Origin of the sequence: Oscillatoria sp. CS-180 (assembly GCF_028330965.1) — a bacterium.
Classification (GTDB): Bacteria; Cyanobacteriota; Cyanobacteriia; order Phormidesmidales; family Phormidesmidaceae; genus Halomicronema.
This window is the reverse complement of record NZ_JAQMUB010000019.1, coordinates 1-21,294: the sequence shown is the minus strand read 5'-3', so window position 1 is coordinate 21,294 and position 21,294 is coordinate 1. Positions and strand designations below refer to the sequence as shown.

14 protein-coding genes and 1 pseudogene are annotated in these 21,294 nt (G+C 51.0%); 7 read left to right on the top strand and 8 right to left on the bottom strand.

Annotated elements, in window-relative coordinates; translation table 11 throughout:
• Positions 1 to 121: 121 nt before the first annotated feature.
• Entirely contained in the window at positions 122 to 2,221 is a 2,100-nt protein-coding gene (locus tag PN498_RS02555; protein WP_272061110.1) for a DUF1565 domain-containing protein, read from the bottom strand.
• A gap of 8 nt (positions 2,222 to 2,229) precedes the next feature.
• On the bottom strand, positions 2,230 to 2,418 hold the full coding sequence (locus tag PN498_RS02550; protein WP_272061109.1) for a hypothetical protein: 189 nt from the start codon (positions 2,416 to 2,418) through the stop codon (positions 2,230 to 2,232).
• Between the two features lie 63 nt (positions 2,419 to 2,481).
• Here PN498_RS02550 and PN498_RS02545 point away from each other — a divergent pair, with 63 nt between their 5' ends.
• Positions 2,482 to 4,314 (top strand): peptide ABC transporter substrate-binding protein, encoded by a 1,833-nt coding sequence (locus tag PN498_RS02545; RefSeq protein ID WP_272061108.1) that lies wholly within the window; start codon positions 2,482 to 2,484, stop codon positions 4,312 to 4,314.
• A gap of 654 nt (positions 4,315 to 4,968) precedes the next feature.
• On the opposite strand, the gene recG is transcribed toward PN498_RS02545, so the two are convergent.
• Both recG and argJ read right to left on the bottom strand, forming a co-directional pair.
• Positions 4,969 to 7,527 (bottom strand): ATP-dependent DNA helicase RecG, encoded by a 2,559-nt coding sequence (gene recG, locus PN498_RS02540; protein ID WP_272061107.1) that lies wholly within the window; start codon positions 7,525 to 7,527, stop codon positions 4,969 to 4,971.
• Between the two features lie 108 nt (positions 7,528 to 7,635).
• On the bottom strand, positions 7,636 to 8,877 hold the full coding sequence (gene argJ, locus PN498_RS02535) for a bifunctional ornithine acetyltransferase/N-acetylglutamate synthase (protein ID WP_272061106.1): 1,242 nt from the start codon (positions 8,875 to 8,877) through the stop codon (positions 7,636 to 7,638).
• Positions 8,878 to 9,145: 268 nt separating this feature from the next.
• Here argJ and PN498_RS02530 point away from each other — a divergent pair, with 268 nt between their 5' ends.
• Positions 9,146 to 9,823, top strand: a complete 678-nt coding sequence (locus PN498_RS02530) for a M23 family metallopeptidase (RefSeq protein ID WP_272061105.1) — start codon at positions 9,146 to 9,148, stop codon at positions 9,821 to 9,823.
• Positions 9,824 to 9,985: 162 nt separating this feature from the next.
• Here PN498_RS02530 and PN498_RS02525 read toward each other — a convergent pair whose 3' ends face one another.
• Complete coding sequence (locus tag PN498_RS02525) at positions 9,986 to 10,648, bottom strand: class I SAM-dependent methyltransferase (protein WP_272061104.1); 663 nt, start codon at positions 10,646 to 10,648, stop codon at positions 9,986 to 9,988.
• A gap of 116 nt (positions 10,649 to 10,764) precedes the next feature.
• On the opposite strand from PN498_RS02525, the gene PN498_RS02520 reads away from it, so the two are divergent.
• The 3 genes and pseudogenes from PN498_RS02520 to PN498_RS02510 all read left to right on the top strand — a co-directional run bounded on the left by PN498_RS02520 (position 10,765) and on the right by PN498_RS02510 (position 15,069).
• Positions 10,765 to 10,953: a hypothetical protein gene (locus PN498_RS02520; RefSeq protein ID WP_272061103.1), complete on the top strand. Its 189-nt coding sequence runs from the start codon at positions 10,765 to 10,767 to the stop codon at positions 10,951 to 10,953.
• Positions 10,954 to 11,358: 405 nt separating this feature from the next.
• A pseudogene (gene dnaK, locus PN498_RS02515) lies at positions 11,359 to 13,272 on the top strand (molecular chaperone DnaK); the annotation flags it as partial.
• Between the two features lie 822 nt (positions 13,273 to 14,094).
• The gene (locus PN498_RS02510) at positions 14,095 to 15,069 is read left to right on the top strand and encodes a J domain-containing protein (protein WP_272061102.1); all 975 of its coding nucleotides are present in this window, start codon (positions 14,095 to 14,097) and stop codon (positions 15,067 to 15,069) included.
• A 41-nt stretch (positions 15,070 to 15,110) separates the two neighbouring features.
• Here the strand turns inward: PN498_RS02510 and PN498_RS02505 are convergent, their stop codons facing one another.
• From PN498_RS02505 to PN498_RS02495, 3 genes are all read right to left on the bottom strand, one after another.
• Positions 15,111 to 16,601 carry an alpha-amylase gene (locus PN498_RS02505; RefSeq protein ID WP_272061101.1) on the bottom strand — a complete coding sequence of 497 codons (1,491 nt, stop codon included), beginning with the start codon at positions 16,599 to 16,601 and terminating at the stop codon, positions 15,111 to 15,113.
• A 362-nt stretch (positions 16,602 to 16,963) separates the two neighbouring features.
• Positions 16,964 to 17,863, bottom strand: a complete 900-nt coding sequence (locus PN498_RS02500; RefSeq protein ID WP_272061100.1) for an S-layer homology domain-containing protein — start codon at positions 17,861 to 17,863, stop codon at positions 16,964 to 16,966.
• Between the two features lie 33 nt (positions 17,864 to 17,896).
• Entirely contained in the window at positions 17,897 to 18,844 is a 948-nt protein-coding gene (locus tag PN498_RS02495; RefSeq protein WP_272061099.1) for a DUF2382 domain-containing protein, read from the bottom strand.
• Positions 18,845 to 19,174: 330 nt separating this feature from the next.
• On the opposite strand from PN498_RS02495, the gene PN498_RS02490 reads away from it, so the two are divergent.
• The gene (locus tag PN498_RS02490) at positions 19,175 to 19,807 is read left to right on the top strand and encodes a hypothetical protein (protein WP_272061098.1); all 633 of its coding nucleotides are present in this window, start codon (positions 19,175 to 19,177) and stop codon (positions 19,805 to 19,807) included.
• A gap of 488 nt (positions 19,808 to 20,295) precedes the next feature.
• Positions 20,296 to 21,246, top strand: coding sequence for a DUF2382 domain-containing protein (locus PN498_RS02485; protein ID WP_272061097.1), 951 nt, complete (start codon positions 20,296 to 20,298; stop codon positions 21,244 to 21,246).
• Positions 21,247 to 21,294 lie beyond the last annotated feature (48 nt).

Below are 21,294 nucleotides of genomic sequence, written 5' to 3'. Positions count from 1 at the left end.
AGTACACTACAGCAGAAGTAGGCTCGCTATTCAGACCCCTGAGAAAGCTTATCCGCCTTAGTTTTGTAGAGCTTTGCTCTTCTCGCAGAGTATTTTGAATTTTGAATTCCGCGTAGCGGTACTAGGGAATCATCTTCACTTGAGCAGGCAAGCCCGCCTGATTCAGCCGACGTGCATTCGATTCTGCTTCTGCTAGGGTCGGGTAAGCCCCTGCTTGGATATACGTTTGACCATCAACTTGGACTGAAAACGCATCCGGTACGATTGCTTGGACTTGATCTTCGGTAACTTGCTCTGTAGAGGCGATCAAAACTCGATAATTCAACCCCAGTGACGAAGCTAGTGATGGTGGCGGTGGTGGGCTTTCAACGGGAATAGTGGCTCCTGCACCAACCGTAAACAGTTCTGGCACATTGCCGCCTGACCCCATAGGAATTTCGGAATTCGGCACGGTCAGTCGCGTACTGTCACCTGAAGCCGCATTGGATGGAGAGGCAGGCAACTCTGGTAAATCACTTGTCGCTGGAACAGTATCTTCAGGGATGCTGCCAGTAGCAACGGTGGGCGGCACAGCGTCAGGCGTGGCAATGGTTTCTATGGGAGGTGGAATAATGGGAATGTCGATCGGTGCCAGGTTTGATGACAGTTCTGAAGAAGCAAGATTAGGCGTTTGTTCTACCGAAGGTAGGGGGGCAACTAAATCAGTTTCAGGTGTGGCAGCTTCAGCCGTTTCATCGTGATCACGACGCGGCTCATTCTCGGCAATGGGTTCCTTGTCCGTAAAGCGAGCTGCCATCTCTTCAGATGCCGTTGCTATTGGGGATAGATCTAGCCCGGCAAAACTGGCGGTAGCCACCGTCGCAGGAACCCACGCCACATCTATCGACGTCAGAGCCTCATTGGTCTGAGCCATTTCGTTGGACAGGTTATCGCTTAAAAAGGTTTGCACGGCTACTGGCGGATTTTCTGCCACCACCGGCGAATTCTCTGCTGCGGCTAGCGCTGGAAGAGTCATCGCATCATTGTTCTCCACCTCTTCCTGAGTACTCGGTTCCTGCGCAATCAAGGTTTCTTGATCGGATGGATCGGTCTCGCTTAGCTCTGGCATAGCTGCGATGTCCACTGAAGCGAGGTCTGCGGCGGGTTCGCGGGCGGGCGGTTCAGAAATGACTTCAGGGGGGGGATTTGTAGCGATCGCAATCCCAGTTTCCGCATTATCTGTCTGAACGGCTTCCGGTACTTCAGCGACTGCGGCAGAGTTGTCCGAGGATGGAGACGTTGCGGCAGCTGTCCGGCTAGGTGGTGGCGGTTGAGCCGCCCCAACTACCGATGCAGTTGGGGTATCAGTCCAGGTGGAATAGTCCAAAATACTGTTCCGGCGATTGCGGGATATCTGATTGTCCTGCAGGGTTGGTCGCGCTTCGGCATGAACGACTAAACCATCCAAATTGCTGGAAATTTGGTTGTTAGAAATGGTAGGTGTAGCGCCAGGGGCAACAGTAATTCCAGTTCCCGTGTTTTCAAATATGTTCGATTCCACAGCGGCAGACGATGGTCCTGCGATGACTAAACCTGCGCTGCCATTCTCAGAAAAATAATTGCCGCGAATGACGGGAGCACCGCTACCAGCAATGTAGACACCATTCGCCCCGTTTTGGAGAAAAGCGTTGTTCAGAATGACGGGGTCGCCTGATTCAATCCACAGACCTGTCCCCTCGGGGGCGGCATTCGATACTGTCACATTCGCCAGTCCTGCATTGTCTGCACCCAAAATAGCAACGTTGCGGAGGCCTCCGACTGAACTGTAATAGCTTCCCCCTCCCTGAATAATGACGTCTCCAATATCGAAGCCGATCATGCCTTGCACAGTTACGCCAGACTTTAAAGTAATAGGAAAAACCTCTCCACTTCCTGCACTGTAAACGCCTCCGGCTAGCAAAATCAGCGTACTACCCTCTGCTTGGGCAAGCGCATAGGTAATCGTTTGAAGAGGCCGTAGCTGAGTACCATCGCCTTGAACATCACTGCCTGATGTAGCGCTAACGTGGATGATGTCATAGCCTCTGGAATTATCGGGGCGCTGTTCCTCGGTTTCGGCTGACTCGATCGCACCCTCTTCAGCTGTTTCTCCCAAGACGCTAGGGGCAGAGACAACCAAACTAAGACACGCTAGCAGTCCACCCATTAGGAAAATTTTCGAACGTCGCAGGCAACTGTCCATAGCACGGCCTAAATCTTTTGGGGAATTTGCCCAATTTGATAACGTATCTCCCGAAGTTCAGAACGATAAACTTTATTAAACTTAACCCGTATGTAGCGTCTTGATTGTGGATCAACCTGATCGCGATCGCGCACTGATGATTCCTTCGCTTGAACAGCATTGAGCAGTTCGGTGAGATCAATTAGCCCTAACCTCACGTCCTATCCGGTAGAGCAGTGGCAACACTAGAAAGAGATGAAAAGCCAGTACACTTTCTGGTTTTGACACTTCCCTCAATCAACCCGGCGATCGCTAGGATAGGATGGCAATTCGTAGTGATGGATACGCAAATGGTCGGTCAGCGTCGATATCTACCGTGGTTAGTGAATACTGTTTTGGGAATAGGAGTCGCGATCGCCAGTGGCTGTAGTCAAACGCCTCCTAATGTCGCCACAACTCCTACGGCTGAACCCACTGCAACAACGGCGCAGCGTTCTCCCACCACCTTACGTCTTCTCTACAGCCGTCTACCGACGACCCTAAACCCTCATTTGGCGGCGGGTGTCCAAGACTTTGAAGCAGGACGAATTGTTTTAGAGCCGCTGGCGACCGCAAATGAGCGAGGAGAACTGGTGCCTATTCTGGCGGCAGAAATCCCGACTGTGGATAACGAGGGTCTAGCGGCAGACGGCAAATCTGTGACTTGGACGCTGAAATCTGATGTGAAATGGTCAGATGGTGAAGCGCTGACCGCCGAGGATGTTGTTTTTACATTCGATTTCGTCAGTAACTCTGAAGTTGGCGCGGCTACTGCTCAATACTACGAAGCGGTCGAATCGGTGGAGGCCATTGACGACCAAACTGTCAAAATCAACTTTAAAGAAGTTACAGCCGCATGGCAAATTCCCTTCACGGGACAAACTGGGGTAGTCTTGCCCAAACATATCTTTGAACCTGTCAATGGCCCCGAGGCGCGACTGGCGGAAGTCAACCTACAGCCTATTGGGACAGGAGCTTATCAGGTTGCCAGCTTTCAGCCCGGCGGCATCCTATTCGAACCTAATCCTAACTATCGCGGTAATCAACCTGCGTTTGAAGCTGTGGAATTTGTCGGGGGGTTGGCTCCCTATGCAGCGGCCCGCGAGGTACTGAGTACAGGCGAAGCTGATTTCGCCCATAATCTCCAGGTCGAAATTGATTTGCTAGAAGATTTGCAGCAGGACGGGGAAGGGGTTGTCGTGCCGGTATTTGGGGGACTGGTTGAGCGAGTCATGCTCAATCCCACTGATCCTTTTCGAGAAACTGAATCAGGGGAACGGTCTAGCTTGACAACGACCCATCCTTTCTTCGACGACAAGCGAGTTCGTCAGGCGATCGCCTATGCCATTGATCGCGACACCATTGCAGAAGAACTTTACGGTTTCACCGGACAACCTACGGCTCAGATTCTGGTCGCTCCTCTCCCCTATGCCAATCCCGGCACAATCCCCTATGAATTCGACCTGGATAAAGCGAAGGCGCTTTTAGACGAGGCTGGCTGGGTCGATACGGACGAGGATGGCATTCGCGATCGCGACGGCGTTCCCATGGAGATCGTTTTTCAAACCTCGGTCAATCCTGTACGACAGAAAACTCAAACGCTGGTAGAACAAAATCTACAAGAGCTTGGCATTGACGTTGATATCAAACGAGTGCGGGTCGATGATTTCTTCTCAGGAGATCCCCAACAGACCAACAGCATCAACCACTTTTATGCCGATATGCAGGCATATACGACAGGCAACGATCATCCCGATCCCACTATTTATCTCGGCTGGTGGACCTGCGAACAGATCGCAACTCAGGCAAACCAATGGCAAAAACCCAACAACGCCCGCTATTGCAGCGCGGAATATGATGAACTTTGGGAAGCGGCCAGCCAAGAACTGAATTCAGAGAAACGGGCAGCTTTGTTCCAGGAGATGGATGCACTACTGGCTGAAGATGTAGCGGCTATTCCTATCGTGCATCGGGCGATCGCAAACGGTGTGAGCCAGGATCTGGTGGGCCTAGAACCAACGCCTTGGGACACCAGCACCTGGGATATTGCTCGGTGGCAGCGCCAAAAGGATTAGCATAGGATTTGCGCCAATATCTGAGTAACTCAAACGGGATGAGAGCGCCCACATTACGCTAGCTCTAAGAGTTGATTAAGGGGCTGTCGAGTTTGAATTTGACAAATCACTTTTTTATTTGCGCAAGTCCTCGAAAACGGACCGCTTCATCCTTTTACAGAGTCATACTGTTCCTACCGTAGCCGCCGTGGCTAGGACGATTGAAAGGTCAAATCAATCAGGGGCAAGGGATTAATGCCTCCCGCCTTTCGTCTTCTGACCGCAGTTCTAATAAATAACCCCCAGCACACAAGGTGCTGGGGGTGCTTTAGATATAAAGGGTTCCGTATAAAGTTGAATCTTGTTCGGGTGTCTTTCGACATCTTTATATTGCCTCACTTGGACAACGTTGTAAGGTTTTCTCCAACAGGTTCATCAAAACTGTGTAGAACCGTAGACTCTGCAAACTTTATGCCAAGTGTGTCATCAGTCACAGGGTCTATTTCATGAAACTGTTATGGTCGGATATCTACTAAGATTCATATTTCAGAAATCTTCAGGACTTACGCAGTTGCATCCGGCTTTGGCCCATTAATCCCCAAATATGGGGAAGCCGGATGCAACGTCCCCCAAGATTGGGGGATGCAAGGGGGCCGTGCGTAAGTCCTAATCTCCTTACGTCAGAATGGCCCCGCCCATGAGTTTTTCGTAGCGACGCTTGAGTTCTTTGCGAAGAATGGGACAGTCTGCGAGTTCAGGGTCGTTATTGACCAGAGTCTCAGCGGCTTGACGAGCTAAGGACAATGCATCCTGATCGGCGACGAGGCTAGCGAGGGCAAAGTCGGGAAGTCCTGATTGGCGGGTGCCTAACACCTCACCAGGACCGCGAAAGCGCATGTCCATTTCGGAAATGAAGAAGCCATCCTGCGACTCTTCTAAAACTTTGAGGCGCTGCAAGGCGACATCGTTGCGGGTGCTGCTCATCAACAAACAGAAAGACTGGGCGGCACCACGACCCACTCGGCCTCGGAGTTGATGGAGCTGCGACAGGCCAAACCGTTCAGCATGTTCGATCAGCATGACGGTGGCATTGGGAACATCGACTCCCACTTCGACAACCGTTGTGGACACCAGGATATGGGTTTGACCGTCGCGGAACTGACTAATCGCCTCATCCTTCTCCGCTGAGGTCATGCGTCCGTGGAGCAGTCCTACGCGAAACTCAGGAAACACGACCTCTTGCAGCCGCTGATGTTCATCGATCGCCGATCGCAAATCCAGCTTCTCAGACTCTTCCACCAATGGCAGCACAATATAGACCTGTCGCCCTTGAGCAATCTCGCGACGGATTAGGTCGTAGGCGTGGGTGCGATCACGTCCCTTCAGTAATGTCGTCTGAATGGCTTTTCGTCCTGGCGGCAGTTCATCAATCTGGCTGACGTCCAAATCGCCGTGTAAAGTCAGCGCTAGTGTTCGAGGAATGGGGGTTGCTGTGAGGGTCAACACGTGAGGATTATCGCCCTTGCGCTGTAGTCGCGCCCGCTGCTGCACCCCAAACCGATGCTGCTCATCGATGGCGACGAGTCCTAATCGCTGAAACTGCACTGGGTCTTCAATCAGCGCATGCGTTCCCACCAGTAGCGGCAACTGGCCTGTTTCTAAGTCTGAAAAGATTTGACGGCGCTTGGCGGTACGGGTTGATCCGGTCAATAGTTCCACAGGCAAGTTCAGAGCGTTGAACCAGCTGACCAGCTTGCGATAGTGCTGTTCTGCGAGTACCTCAGTTGGTGCCATCAATGCTCCCTGATAGCCGGCCTGAATGGCGGACAGGATTGCGATGACGGCAACCACCGTTTTACCCGACCCCACGTCTCCCTGCACCAAACGGTTCATTGGCGTCGGTTCTTGCAGGTCGGTGAGAATCTCGTTGACGACTCTCTGCTGTGCCCCAGTCAAAGCAAAGGGCAGATTGCTGTAGAACTGATCGATCAGCGTTCCAGTGGGTGGCAAAACAACAGAAGTGGCCTGTTGTCGTCGCTCTTGCCGTCGCCGCAAAAGTCCGACCTGAAGATAGAAGAACTCGTCAAAAACGAGCCGTTTGCGCGCCTGCTGTAGGGTATCGTCGTCGGCAGGGAAGTGAATGTGAGCGATCGCCACTGCCAAATCCACTAAACCATACTCTGCCCGAACGGCTGCGGGTAGGGGATCCTCCAGGTTCACCGCTAGCGGCAATGCAGAAACTACGGCACGCCGAACCAGTGCTGCCCCAACCCCTTCTGTTAACGGATACACAGGTACAATGCGTCCCACAGTTAGCGATTCCGGGTCACCTTCTGGCCCATCCAGGACCTCCAAATCAGGACTATCAAGTGTGATGCCATACTTGTTTTGCTTGACCAAACCTGACGCCGCAACAACGGAGCCGACTGGATATTTACGTTTCTGCCCCTGCTGCCAACCGGGATTACGAAATCGCTTGCCAGGCCAAAATTTGCTGATTCGAATTTGTCCAGTATGATCCGTCAGCACCAATTCCTGAATCGTCAAATTGGGATTTCTGGGACTACTGAAACAGCCAGAGCGCTTTACCGTGCCGACTAATGTAACCGTCTCTCCCGGCTTGAGTTCTCGAATCGCGACCTGCTGGGCATAGTTGATGTGATCGCGAGGGTAATAGTGCAGCAAATCCAGAGCTGTGAAGATGCCCAGCTTGGCCAACCGTTCGGCATTCTTGGGACCTACCCCTTTGAGATAGGTGACGGGCTGTTCCAAAGGGGACTTGCTACGGGTCGCGATCGCCGATTGCAGCTCGGTACTGTTGGTCTGTGTAGCCTTTCGAGTTGTCCGACTACTGACTGCTTTACCTGCCGACTTTGGCTTTGCGTCTGCCTTCTGTGGAGTGCCTGAAGCTTGACGAGGTGAGACTTGCTCCAGCGACTTGCGCGTTTCATAAAGGGTTTGACGGGTCTCGGCAACCAGATGCTGTCGGGCCGCAAAACTCATATCGCTGTAGCGACTGTAGTCAGCAGCGAGCGATCGCCATTGGCCCTGTCTGTCCTGAGGCAAGGGATCAGGGGGCGCAGACAATTCGTGTTGCAAGAACTCGCTGAACCGCTGCTGATGGCCTTCTAGGTCATTAAAACCCCGATCAGCTTCGACCATCAAAGCTCTCTGTAATCGAGACCAATCAGGTGCTTCGTCATTATTTCTCTGATTAGCAGGAACTTCGCTCATGGACTGGTTCGGCAAGCTACAGAAACCGTTGAAGCAGTGAGTATGAAAACGTTTTAGGATTCTAGCTTAATGCAGGTGAGGACGAGCGAGGGGGAAAAGCGACGGGAGTTAGGTGGTGTATTCGGCGTTGATGCGGACATAGTCGTAGCTAAAGTCGCAGCCCCAAGCAATACCTGACCCACTGCCATGACCGACACAGACTTGAATATTAACCGTATCTGTTTTCAAATAGTCCCCTTGGGTGGCCTGCTTAAGGTAGTCACTGGCAGCGGGGCGATCAAACGCCAAGGGCTGACCGTGCTCCATCAGTAGAAAGGGGCCTAGCTCAATTCGCAAATCACCTTGATCAAAAGGAATGCCTGCTTTGCCTGCGGCCATGGCAATGCGTCCCCAATTGGGATCATGACCGTAAATGGCGCATTTGAGGAGAGACGAACCGGCAATTTCTTTAGCAATCTGACGCGCTGCTTCGTCATCAACGGCCCCTGCTACCGTAACTTCGAGCAGACAGGTTGCCCCTTCACCATCACGGGCGATCGCCTTTGCCAAATGATCGCAGACTGCCGTCAGCATGGCCTCCAACCGATCTGCCTCTGGTCCTGCATCCGTGATTGCAGGAGTCCGAGATTCGCCATTGGCGAGGGCGAGCACGCAGTCATTGGTGCTAGTATCGCCGTCTACTGTGATTTGGTTGAAACTGTGGGCGATCGCTCGACTCAACATCGATTGCCAGAGTGACGGGGAAACGGTTGCATCACAGGTGACAAATGCCAACATGGTCGCCATGTTGGGATGAATCATGCCTGATCCTTTAGCAATACCGCCGATGCGGATAGGTCGGCCTTGCCAGTCCATTTCCAGCGCAATGGATTTTGTGACCAAGTCAGTAGTGATGATGGCTTTAGCAGCATCGTCAGATCCGGTGGTGGATAATGCTGCAACCGCTTTGGGAATACCTGTGGCTAGAGCCTCCATAGGGATGCGCTGACCAATGACGCCCGTTGACGCGACTAGCACTGACTCTGTTGGAATATTAAGAGTTGTCGCCACTGCTTCGCAGGTTGAAACTGCATCCTGCCAGCCTTGGGGACCTGTGCAGGCATTGGCCTGTCCTGCGTTGATAACGATTGCTTGAGCATAGGGCTTGGATTCTAGTCGCTGTTGGCAATAATCCACACAGGCCGCGCGGACATGACTGAGCGTGTAGACCCCCGCTGCGATCGCTTCAGTATCCGACACAATCAACGCCAAATCAGGAGCACCAGATGGCTTCAGGCCCGCCGCAATACCCGATGCTCGAAATCCCTTCGGCGCAGTGACGCCCCCTTCTACCCCTTGCCAATTTGCCATTGCTCCAATGACCCGCTACGCATTTGAAACCTGATTATACGTTGTGGGAAGTGGGGAAAAGGCGTAATCAAAGGGGGAGATGAGGTGAGAGTTTTATCTAGATTTACCGGAAGCAAAAAACAGTTGTGCGAAGACAGATAAAGTCATTTCAAAAGACTGCGGTTGGGTGAATAGATTTTCCAAAACTGCGGTATTCTTAGGCGGCAGATTCCATACTGGGATCTTTTCTATGATCTGCCTGTTGATTCCCTTCGCAAAGGTCTTAACTATGAAGCGTCTATCTTTCCTTCGGCGTTTTGCCTCTGATTACGCCATCTCCATCGATCAGAGACGGCGTCAGTGGATAAAGAGACTTTTCATGGTGTTGCTATTGGTATCTACGGCACTAACGGCACTGGCAACTAATCTAGAATTCAATCCGTCACGCCAGGCGGCCAATGCATCGGACATGTCCATGGCGGCACTGTGGCAGCAAGCCTCGTTTCCGGTAGAAAATTTCCAGGCGTATACGTCTCCTTTTGGCTATCGCGAAGATCCCTACAGCGGCAACCAACGGTTTCACTATGGGCTAGACCTGGCGGCTCCAATGGGCAGCTACATTCGCAGCTGGTGGAACGGCCAGGTTATTGAAGTCTCCGACGACAGTTCTTGCGGCACGTCCGCTGTCGTGCAATCCGGTAGCTGGATGCATATCTACTGCCATATGCAGGGCCACGTGGTTGTTGAAAACGGCGGTAAATATCTGGTTGACAGCGGTGGCGGTCTGCGAATCCGCGAAGGGCAGGCCGTGGACACCGGCACCCGCATTGGTCGCATTGGCATGACAGGCCGAACAACAGGTCCTCATCTACACTGGGGGCTAAAGTATGACGGCGACTGGGTAGATCCTGCGTTAGTCTTACGCGCCATGTATAGCAGTCAGCAAGCATCTGCCCAGACTAACTAATGTGATCTTGGCAAGCCGTATCAATCCTACTTGCGGATACAGCGGCATGCATTTGAAACAAGCACACCCCACTCCCTGCTCCTATTCTCTGCTCCCCTAAGCCGGATTTAACCAAGCTGTACAAGGCTTATTTTTATCCTTCTGCCTTCGTCCTTAAACCTCCTAGCGTTTCAAAGCCAGCGCTAATCCATCACCAACGGGAAGGATACTTAGGTCGATGCGATCGTCGGCCTGAAGTTTCTTATTGAGCGATCGAATGCGTTCCGTGCGGTTATCGGTCACGGTTGGATCGGCGACGCGCCCATACCAAAGCACATTGTCGATCGCAATCAGTCCCCCTGCTCTAACTAACCTCAAAGCCTGCTCGTAATAGGTGTCGTAGTTGCTTTTATCGGCATCAATAAAAGCGAAATCGAAAGTGTTCACTTCGCCTGCTTCAATCAGATGATTCAAGGTGTCTTGGGCCGGTGCGATGTGAAGGTCGATTTTTTGGGCAATGCCTGCTCGCTCCCAGAACTGACGAGCGATCGCAGTGTATTCATCGCTCACGTCACAGGCAACGAGTCGTCCTTCTGAGGGGAGAGCAAGGGCCACCGACAGTGCACTATAGCCAGTGAACACCCCAACTTCGAGAGCCTTAGTCACCTGCGCCATTTTCACCAGAAGCGCCATGAATTGCCCCTGTTCTGGTGAAATCTGCATCCGAGCCTGACTATGGTTTGCCGTATAGTTGCGCAGGTCTTGCAGCACTGGATGCTCTCGCAACGAAACTGACAGCAAATAGCTGTGGAGATTAGCGTCTAGCCCGATGGATTGATTAGACATGACGACACAATGACTTCTTCAATTAACTATCCTCTAACATCCATCGATCTTATGCCTAATGCACATATCCTCTGTGCACCCCCATAGTTTAAGATTAATTTAATGAGGATATTTCTATGGAAAGCATAAAGTTTGTTCTACTCTCGGCAATGCCCAATTGGATCATTGGGGTTAGCCACACGCGGGAGCAGGGGTATCAGTGCTGGATTATCAACGGCGACTTAGCTGTCCTGAATGACGGTAACCGATACACTACTAGCCATGCGGCATTGGCAGCAGGACGGTCTTTTATTGAAAGTCATTAGAGGCGATCATCGCTCTCATTAAAAGCGACGCGGTGCAATGGCTTTGCCGAACACCCCATGCGTTTTGCATTTTGTTGATAGCGGACCGCTTACCTACTGTGAGTCTCTTCGTGAGTTTGACTAGGGATTGTCCTCAAGAGATGAGAGTGAGGGACTACACTATATAGTGACGTGGTGACTTATTAAATGTAATGGCCTGTTGTGGCTGCACGTTAAGTCAATTAGGTGTCATGTAGGCGATCGCTGCGATCGTGTCCCTCTGGCTATCTATTCTTAAGGGAAGTTCAGTGGCAATTTACATTGATATCTGTTGTACTTCATACAGAACAGTCTGAGCGAACATCGCAGGCTGAGGATAAGTCATGGTAAGTATGGACGCGGGAAGAGCGGGGAGACACGATTCGAATGGGAAAAGTTGTTGGTATTGACCTTGGGACAACCAACTCAGTGGTCTCTGTGATGGAGGGCGGTCAACCTGTTGTCATTGCCAATGCAGAAGCAACGCGGACTACACCGTCAGTGGTGGCCTTTAGCAAAGATGGTGAACGACTGGTCGGACAGATGGCCCGGCGTCAGGCGGTCTTGAATCCCCAAAATACGTTCTATGGCGTCAAGCGATACATGGGGCGCAAGTACAGCGAGCTGAATGATGATTCGAAGCGTGTACCCTATACCATTCGCAAAGGTGACAATGGTGATGTTCGTATTCGATGTCCTCGTTTAGAAAAGGAATTCGCGCCGGAAGAAGTGTCTGCGATGATCCTTCGCAAGCTGGTCGAAGAGGCGAGTCGTTATCTTGGTCAGCCCGTGACCGGAGCGGTGATTACAGTTCCCGCTTATTTCAATGATGCTCAGCGACAGGCCACTCGCAATGCGGGACGGATTGCCGGCTTAGAGGTCAAACGCATCCTCAATGAACCCACGGCAGCGGCGTTGGCCTATGGCCTTGACCAGCAATATAGTCAAACCGTCCTTGTCTTTGATTTGGGGGGCGGCACTTTCGACGTTTCTATCTTGGACGTAGGGGATGGTGTTTTCGAAGTGAGAGCCACCGCTGGAGATACGCAGTTGGGCGGCACTAACTTTGACAAAAAGATTGTGGACTGGCTGGCGGATGAATTTTTGGAAGCTGAGGGCGTCGACCTGAGACGCGATCGCCAGTCCTTGCAGCGTTTAACCGAAGCGGCTGAAAAAGCCAAGATTGAGCTTTCTGGGGTCAACATCACTGAAATCAATCTACCCTTCATCACGGCTACTGCTGATGGCCCAAAACATCTAGAAACAAAGCTTTCTCGCTCTCAATTTGAGGGTCTTTGCGGTGATCTTCTGAGTCGCCTGCGGGGTCCCCTCAAGCGGGCCTTGAACGATGCTGGACTCACGCCGGACCAGATCGACGAGGTGGTGCTGGTGGGTGGTGGCAGTCGGATGCCAATGGTACATGACTTGGTGCGATCGCTGATTCGCCGTGCGCCCAATGAAAATGTGAATCCGGACGAGGTAGTTGCCATTGGGGCCGCCATTCAGGCAGGCATTTTGACTCAGGAAGTGCAGGATATTCTGCTGTTGGATGTCACTCCCCTTTCGCTGGGGCTAGAGACCATCGGCGGCGTCATGAAGAAGGTCATTCCACGCAACACAACCATTCCAGTGCGGCGATCAGACATCTTTTCAACCTCTGAAAACAATCAGACGATGGTTGAAGTTCATGTCCTTCAAGGCGAGCGAGAAATGGCGGCAGATAATAAGCCCCTAGGCCGCTTTAAGCTGATGGGTATTCCTCCCGCACCGCGCGGGGTCCCCCAAGTTCAGGTCGCCTTCGATATTGATGCCAACGGCATTTTGCAAGTATCGGCAATGGATCGCACGACTGGCCGCGAGCAAAGCCTGACCATTCAGGGATCGGCTTCGCTGAGCGAGGCTGAAGTGCAACAAATGATTCGCGATGCCGAAGAGTATTCAGAAACGGATCGACTGAAGCGAGAGCAGGTGGAAAAGCGTAACCGCGCTGAAGCTCTTACTTACCAAGCAGAGCGCGTGCTGCGAGAAGTCGTGCTGGACTTTGGTATGCAGTTTGCCCGCGATCGCCGCCGTCGAGTCGAGCGATTGATTCAAGAGCTGCGGGAATGCCTGCTCAACGATGATGAGCGGGGCATCGATATTACTCAGGCAGAGCTGCAGGACGAGGTCTACGAACTCAACCGTGAAGCTTATCTCTATGAAGATGACACCGAAGAGACCGACCTGTTGGGTCAGATCGGGGGCACCCTGAAGCGCACCTTTATGGGTGACGAGGACGAATTTAACCGCTATGAAGATAGCTGGTCTCGTCGGCCTGCTTGGGAAGATGATGCTTGGAATTATGATCGCCCTCGTCTCACGGGTGCTCCTCCAGCCAACGACTACTACAATTCGCCGCCCCGCTATCAGCCCCCAAATCCCTACGGCTCTGATCCCTATCGTGCGCCTGGGAATGCTGCTCCTTACCGGGATGATCGCCGCGACGCAGGCTATGGACAGCCCCCCGCGCCTCGCGGTTATTCTGACGATCGCTATGCTCAAGAGGCCAATCGCAATCCCAATTATGGCGGCGATCGTGCCTACGATGATGCCCCCTATCGTTCTCCAGAACCGGATCGCAACGCTGGCTATGGTAGCGACCGTAGCTATGGCAACGATTCCTACCGTACGCCCCCTGACCCTTGGCGAGAGGCGGATCGTTCCGCTCCCCAGCGTCCCCCAGTCGATTTTCGGGATGGTCGTGATTGGAATCGTTCTCCAGACGTAAGACAGGAATCAGGACCCTCGCGATCACCCCGAGATGCCCGCCCAGATCGAGGCCGCGATCGCAACGTGCCCAATCGTGGGTACGGGAACAGCTATGATGACGATTGGGGCGACGAAGACGAGTGGCTGTAGCCGCGTTTTGGCTTCGTTGAGGCGATTGATCCACAAGGTTCAATCGAGTGCTAGACCTATTGGGCCTGTGCTGAGTCTCTCGCCTATCAAATCTGGCTGCTGCCAACACCCTGCTGTAAATTGCGGTCATGACTGGATGACGAATGAACAGCTTGTTCCATAAACCTCTGTCTTAAACTCAACCCCAAACCCTGAACCTTCCTGATCCCAAACGCACAGGGCTACATGCAAAACTTTCGTAACTATTTTGAAATCTTGGGAGTTTCACAAGGCGCTTCGGCAGCGGAGATCAAACAGGCGTATCGACAGCTAGCTCGCAAGTATCATCCTGATTTGAATCCAGGCGATAAAGCTGCGGAGGAACAGTTCAAGCTGTTGGGGGAAGCCTATGAGATTCTTTCGGATCCCGAGAAGCGATCGCAATACGAACAATACAGTAGCTTTTGGAACCAAAAAGGATTTCGTCAGCAGGTCAGCAAGTTCTCCTTCAACAACTTGGACTTTGGCGACCTGGGCGACTTCAACTCATTTGTGGATCAGCTCCTCAACCGTCGCGGCGATGTAGCTGCCAATCGCAATGGCCGTTCTGTAGATCCACCCCCCTATGCTTCCGAAACAGCGCCGCCTCGCCCCCCCCAATCTCGACAGTCGTCTGCCCGTCCTAGCAACCGTCGAGATGCCGAAGCTAGTCTGATTGTCCCTTTAGAACGAGCCTATGCGGGTGGACAAGAGCGCATTCGTTTAGAAGACGGGCGTGCTATTGAGGTTGATATGCCGCCTGGAATGGTGACAGGCCAGCGCATTCGCCTCAAGGGACAGGGGATCGGCGGCGGCAATCTTTACCTCCGCATTGAAGTCGAACCCCATGAGTTTTTTAAGCTGGTGGATAACGATATTTTCTGCCGCGTTCCTGTCACTCCCAGCGAAGCTGCCCTCGGCAGCACCATCACCGTCCCCACACTGGATGGTCCTGTCCAGCTTACTGTTCCTGCTGGCGTCCAACCGGGTAAGCGCTTGCGTCTAGCGGACCGGGGCTATCCTATTGGACGCGATCGCCGGGGTGACCAAATCGTCGAAATTGATATTGCCGTTCCTCCTCAAATCAGCGATCGCGAGCGGACTCTGTATCAAGACCTGAGAGCGATCGAATCCTTCGATCCTCGTGCGGATATCCTGCGATCGTGGCAGCCTGTTTCTTAATAGCCTCACTTGTAAGCAAAATGGGGCAAGGCTGTACGTTTTCAATCGGCTTGGCTATGTTCAGGAACCCAAACTGAGACCGATCCGGGTGGACAGGAAAACTTGGCCCACCCTTCCTCGTTAGTTGTGACAGACTCGCTAACGTGTTCCGTAATGTCCACGTATGTCGTATTGGGCTGACCTACTTCCATCCACTTGTATCCAGCATCGCTGTTACTCAGCACAACTGCCATTCCCTCGGGATGGTTTTCATTGCCTAATCGTGTCCACCCAATGGTTTGGGGGTGATCAAAATAGTCATACTGTTCCCCAAAGGCATAAGTGTGTCTGACGTAGAGGAACTTATCAATCAGCCATTGATGGCTATCCAGCCAGATTTCATGCTCATTACCGTCTTTCCCGAAGTCCTTGTAATGTGCGCCGTAGTAGTCAGCGTAGAAGATGCAAGGATATCCATCTTGACGTAATAGAATCAGCGCATAGGCTAGCGGTTTGAACCACGGTTCAACAATAGATTCCAAAGACTGCAAGGGCTGTGAATCATGATTATCCACAAGCGTGACTGCTAAGGACGGTTGCTGAGCAACAAGCGTGTTGTCAAAGATCTGTCTAAGATCATAGTCTTCACCCGCTTTGCTAGCTTCACTGAAGTTGTAATGCAAAGGCGCATCAAATAAATGAACGTCACCTCCTGTCACTTCGATGAAGTGATGCAAGGCTTCAATTTCATAGGACCAGTATTCACCAACGGCAAACAACCTGCGACCCGCTTCACGGCGACAGTGATTTAGCCACTGTGGAAAGAAACCAGCCTCGACATGCTTAACAGCGTCAAAACGAAATCCATCGACCTGGGTTAGATCGGTGTACCAAGCTCCCCAGTCTCTCAGGGCCGTGCGGACTTCCTCTGATTCCATATCCAAGTCGCAACCCATGAGGTAATCAAAGGCCCCTTTTTCTAAGTCAACATTGTTATCAAAGGATTTACCTTCGAAAAGATAGATGGCTTTAAAGTCTTCGTTATTAGCATCAAAATCAACCGCGTCGAAGTGCCACCAGTGCCATTCCATATCGGAATACTTGCCATCACGCCCTGGGAACTTAAAGTGGGTCCAGACTTTGACTGTGCGGCTTTCGCCGATGACCTCGTTGCGATTATCGAAATTGTAGGGTGTGGCAACAGTTTCTTCAGTCGCATCAGCTCCCGTCATGTGGTTGAACACAACATCGGCATACACGCGGATTCCTGCCGTTTTTGCAGTTTGAATGGCGTTGAGGTACTCGTCTTTGGTCCCATAGCGGGTTCGGACACTTCCCTTCTGATCAAACTCACCTAGGTCATACAAGTCATAAACGCTATAGCCAACATCATATCCACCCGTGTCTCCCTTATACGCAGGTGGTAACCAGACAGCGGTAATACCAATTTCAGCTAAATCTTTTACGTTCTCAGCAAACTCATTCCACAGTTTTCCATCAGACGATGCGTACCAATGAAAATACTGCATCATCACGCCGTTAGGTTCAGACATGACTTAAGTTCTCCATGCGCCAGATGTGGCGTTAGCCTTACAACTATGGCAAAGGACGAATGAAGACCAATCCGCCTATGGAAATATATTGATACGTTCCAAAAAATAACCCGTGCAATGGCTCCAAGAAAGAAGGACCATTACACGGGTAAAAAGCCTGTTTATAGCTTTAGTCATCTAGATTTGTACAACCGAATAGTGTTCGGGTGCTGAAGGCTAGCTAGAGGGCTTGTGCTTTGTCCTAACAAAACGATCAACGGCCATAAACTCCAGATTAAGCAGTTGAGCTGATAGTGAAGATTTGCCTCTTGTTCCCCCCAATTTGAATGATTCTGAGGTCGAAGTAGGCCCTATCTGCTCTTCTACTCACTGACTGTAGCAGTATCTGTGAGAGGTTCCATTTTACCTTGGTGTACCAGGGCTTGATGGACCATTGCAGCTGCAGCGCCCCGAGTAATCGCCTCATTGGGCTGTAGTTGATTAGGTTGAGGATGGTTCACAATGATGCCTGATTCAGTGGCGATCGCCACCTCATCCCGTGCGTAATCAGGAATCTGATCAGCATCGATGTAATACTCGCTCAAATCAATTTCAGCAGTGTTGTCCTCATCAACTTGAGGATTATCGGCTTGGGCTGCTGGTGGAGCTGGTGTGGCCTGAGCGGGCGGTGCAAACAGCTGCATGATGGACGTTGAAGCCAATGGAAAAGCTAAAAAACTAGGAGCTGCGGACCTTGCTTGACCAGATTGAACGGGTTGGACAGATTCAGCCGCTGCTGGAACAGCCACCGTTTCAGGCTCGGTCATTCCAAGCCCTTCCACTAGGGCTACGATCGCATCCGCACGGCTAATTTCATCCGTTGGCTCGAACTCGTTAGGCTGAGGTGTGCCCATAAAACCGGTTTCGTAGGCTTCCTCAATAGCGTCGTTGGCCCAATAATTTTCAGGCACATCTTCAAACGTACTCGCTTCAGGAATAGACCGCACTGGCTCAGCTTCAAAAGCCTGACGAATCACAGCTGCATATTCGTCCCGATCCATTGCCTGCTCTGGTCTAAAGGTCCCATCTAGGTAACCCGCCAAAATATCTGCGTCACTCAGCTGCTGAATAAACGGTTGTGCCCAGTAGTCAGCGGGTACATCAGGATAGGTAGTCTGGGCGTCAGCCACAAGCCAGCCTGCTCCAGGAATGACAGAAAGAGCACCGACGCTGCCAATTAAGGCGATCGTTCTTTTGACCGACCAATCTTGTTCAAAATTCAAAACGTTTCCCTCCAATACAGTGTGCTTCAGCTTTTAACGAGTGCGGTTGTCTACGTCTGGGTGACCTTCTTGGTGCACATCGAGCTCTTCACGACGTAGGGTTTCACGGACCTTCACAACGTCTTGCTCCGTTTCTTTGCGGATGGTGACTTCTTGGCGAACAACAGGCTCTTTCCGGATATCAGCTTGTTCCTCGTACACATCCATTTCCGCCACCTTGCCCGCCTGAAAGCTTCCCGCCGGAGTGTTGACCTGAGTCGCGCCCGCAACCGATTCAATCTCAATGACAACTTTCTCTTTTTGCACGGGTACAGAAGCTTCTGCCTGTTCAGTTTCAATGTGCTTTGAAACCTTAATTTCGCCTGTCTTTTCGCGATGCTTATCAGCGACTAAGCGCTCTTCATATAGACGAATGCGACGGTGGTTGTCATCATTTGTCGCATAAAGTTCAGGTTCACGGTCATATACGTTGACCTCAGGTTCACGTTCAATCGCAGCAGGCTGATTAATTTCAGGAGGTATGGGTGACTTTGCAACGGTTTGTGCTGCATAACCTTTGATGCCAGCCTGCTCAACGGGTACAGACATTTCAACCGGAGCCGTTCTTTCAGCACTTGCCATGCGATAAACAGAACGAACTCGCTCCTCATAGTCGTAATCCAGCACCATTTCATCGCTGTATTCGGGCAGATTCTGCACTTGATCCTTCGTCAAATCAGCGACATAGATGCGATCGCTCTCAGGATCGTCAATACATCGACCAATTGGCAAAAGAACCCTCTTCCCAAACACCCAAAACCCAGTATCGACGACGAGATATCGAATGCGTCCTGCTTCGTCAACTAGAACCGTATCAACATTACCAACTTTGTCGTCTCCGCTTCGGGTACGAGCGTATACATTGACGCCCATGATATTGTCTCCGTCAGCGAAACGCTCCTTATAGTCAGGATATCGGTCGTCGATTTTGAAGAGTGCCATGGTGGTGATAAAGCTTGCTTAAGAGATGTTTACTACCCCTAATATTCAGGAGTGTTGTTCAAATTTCCTCCTTCAACAGAAGGAAACTTGCTCCTTTGTTGGTTATATTTTGATGATTCCTAATGGGTTTTTGCCTTTGCGATCTTTTTTTAGAGGGAATGAATAATGCGGAATTCAAAACTCTTTCGAGAGAAAAGATTAGCTCTCTCGGAAGGTAGAGGCTAGTTAAAAATAGAACCTATAGAGTTATTCGATAAGTGACCTAATGGCGATCGCTGAAGTATTCGAAGCGCGATCTTTTGGGCCAAGATATTTAGGAGACATTTGAAAATGGCATATGCAGAAAGGCCAGAAGCGCCTTACCGACAAGTAGCTCAGCAACCCGTGGTTAATCCCGTTGTGGAATATCATGATCGCGTTCGCTGGGGTCCGATTTTCGCAGGGATTGTGGTTTCTATTGCCGCCCAGCTGGTTCTAAGTGCTCTGGGTGCGTCCATTGGTCTGAGCGCAAGCGCAGGTGGAGCGTCTGCTAGAGCGGCAGGGATTGGCATTGGTATCTGGTCAATCATCAGTCTTTTGATTTCTTTGTTCTTAGGAAGTTGGGTAATGGCAAGTACCTGCGGGCCTATGAACAAGAAGACAGCTATGCTCAACGGCACAATTTTATGGGCAACAACTTTAGCGATCAGCGCATGGCTGCTGGCTAGTGGTGTCTCTGGCACATTTGGTATTGTTGCTTCCAATGCTGGATCGGTTGTTGATCAAATTCAGGAACCTGGTGGTGTTTCTCTTCCTGATCCCGCAGCAGTTACTCCTAACGTCACTCCTGCTGAGGCTGAGCAATATGCGGCTAATGCAGCGAAGGCTGGCTGGTCTTTCTTATTTGGTTCACTGCTTGGTCTAGTTGCTTCGTTGATTGGGGCTACTGTCGGTGCACGTAAGCCTAGAGCTGAGGTTCGCTAGGGATAAGCAGTTTGAAAAGCGTAAAATTTGCGTAGGCTAAAAGCGTAACGGTGATGCTTCACCGTTACGCTTTTTCTCTTATAAGACTTAAGAATAGTCCTCTTTATTACTCGATTTCGGACGACATTGATCTGACTGCTCCATATTGGCTAATCAAGAAGTCAAAGCTGACTGGGCTCTGTAAGTCTTGTCTTGATAGATGCGTCATTGCGAATTTCCTATGGAGAAAAACCGCAAATAAATATCTGAAAGCAAACCATAAACTGCTATTAATCTGTTCGACATGTAGTGCAGTCCTGTCAATTCTTGACTAATTGATTTCGGACAGATGAGTTTGCTTCTGTGAGTAAAAACGGCTTTAAAAAGTCCAGCTCCTATCGATAGAGAGAAATGTATAGAGAGCCATCTCTCTCTATTGGAACATGAATTCAATGACTTATTTTTTTATTATTAAATTGCTTAGTGATAACTAGGAGAAGCAAGAAAATATGGCTCTTACAAGATTTAAAGATGCATACCCCAATCACCGTGCAACCTTTGGTGATGGCAACGATTCCGCTGATTTCAGCGATTACAGCGTCTATGCCCAAGGTGATGATAAAGTCGGTACTATTCAGGACGCTTTGTTTGAAAATGAAACGGGCAACATTCGGTATTTAATTGTTGACACGGGTTTTTGGATCTTTGGTAAGCAGATTCTTCTACCGATCGGTTTGGCCAGTTTTGATTACTCTCAAAAGCGCGTCTACGTTAACGGTTTGACGAAAGAGCAGGTTGAGAATATGCCTGCATACGACGATAACACTGTTATCGATCGCAATTACGAAGACCGTGTTCGCGCAGGTTATCGCACAATGGGTGAGAACCGTAAGCGTCAGTTCATGGGTAAAGAGTACAACGTAGACAAGTATCGTGCTTACCCAGGAAGCGCATCTTTGTATGGTGTCACCGAGCAACCCGCAGGTACTTCTACCGCTGTTACAGGTTCGGCGGCAGCTGATGTCGATCTATATGACTACGACAACGAGCCTGGCCTGTTTGGTATGGATGAAGGTGCCCACCAGCCCATTCGTCTCTATCAAGAGCGTTTGATTGCTGACAAAGATCGGTTTAAGGCGGGTACCGTTTCGGTTGGTAAGCGTGTTGAAACTACGACTCAAGAGGCTTCTGTTCCTGTTGAGAACGAGCGCGTTGTCATCGAACGGACCACTCCTACAGGAACTACGCCTGTAGCAGGTACTCCTGACTTCCGCGAAGGAGAAGTTGCGCGCGTAGAAACCTACGGCGAGAAAGCTGATATTCGCAAAGAAGCGTTTGTTCGCGAAGAAGTCAACGTCCGCAAAGAAGTTGATCGTGACGTTGTTACCGGCGAAGAAACCATCCGCCGTGAAGAACTTGATGTTGACACCACAGGCAATCCTGACGTCATCAAGAAATAGGGTCAAACCAATCGGTAATGCTCTTTTGAGCTAACTCCAGTGGGGGGG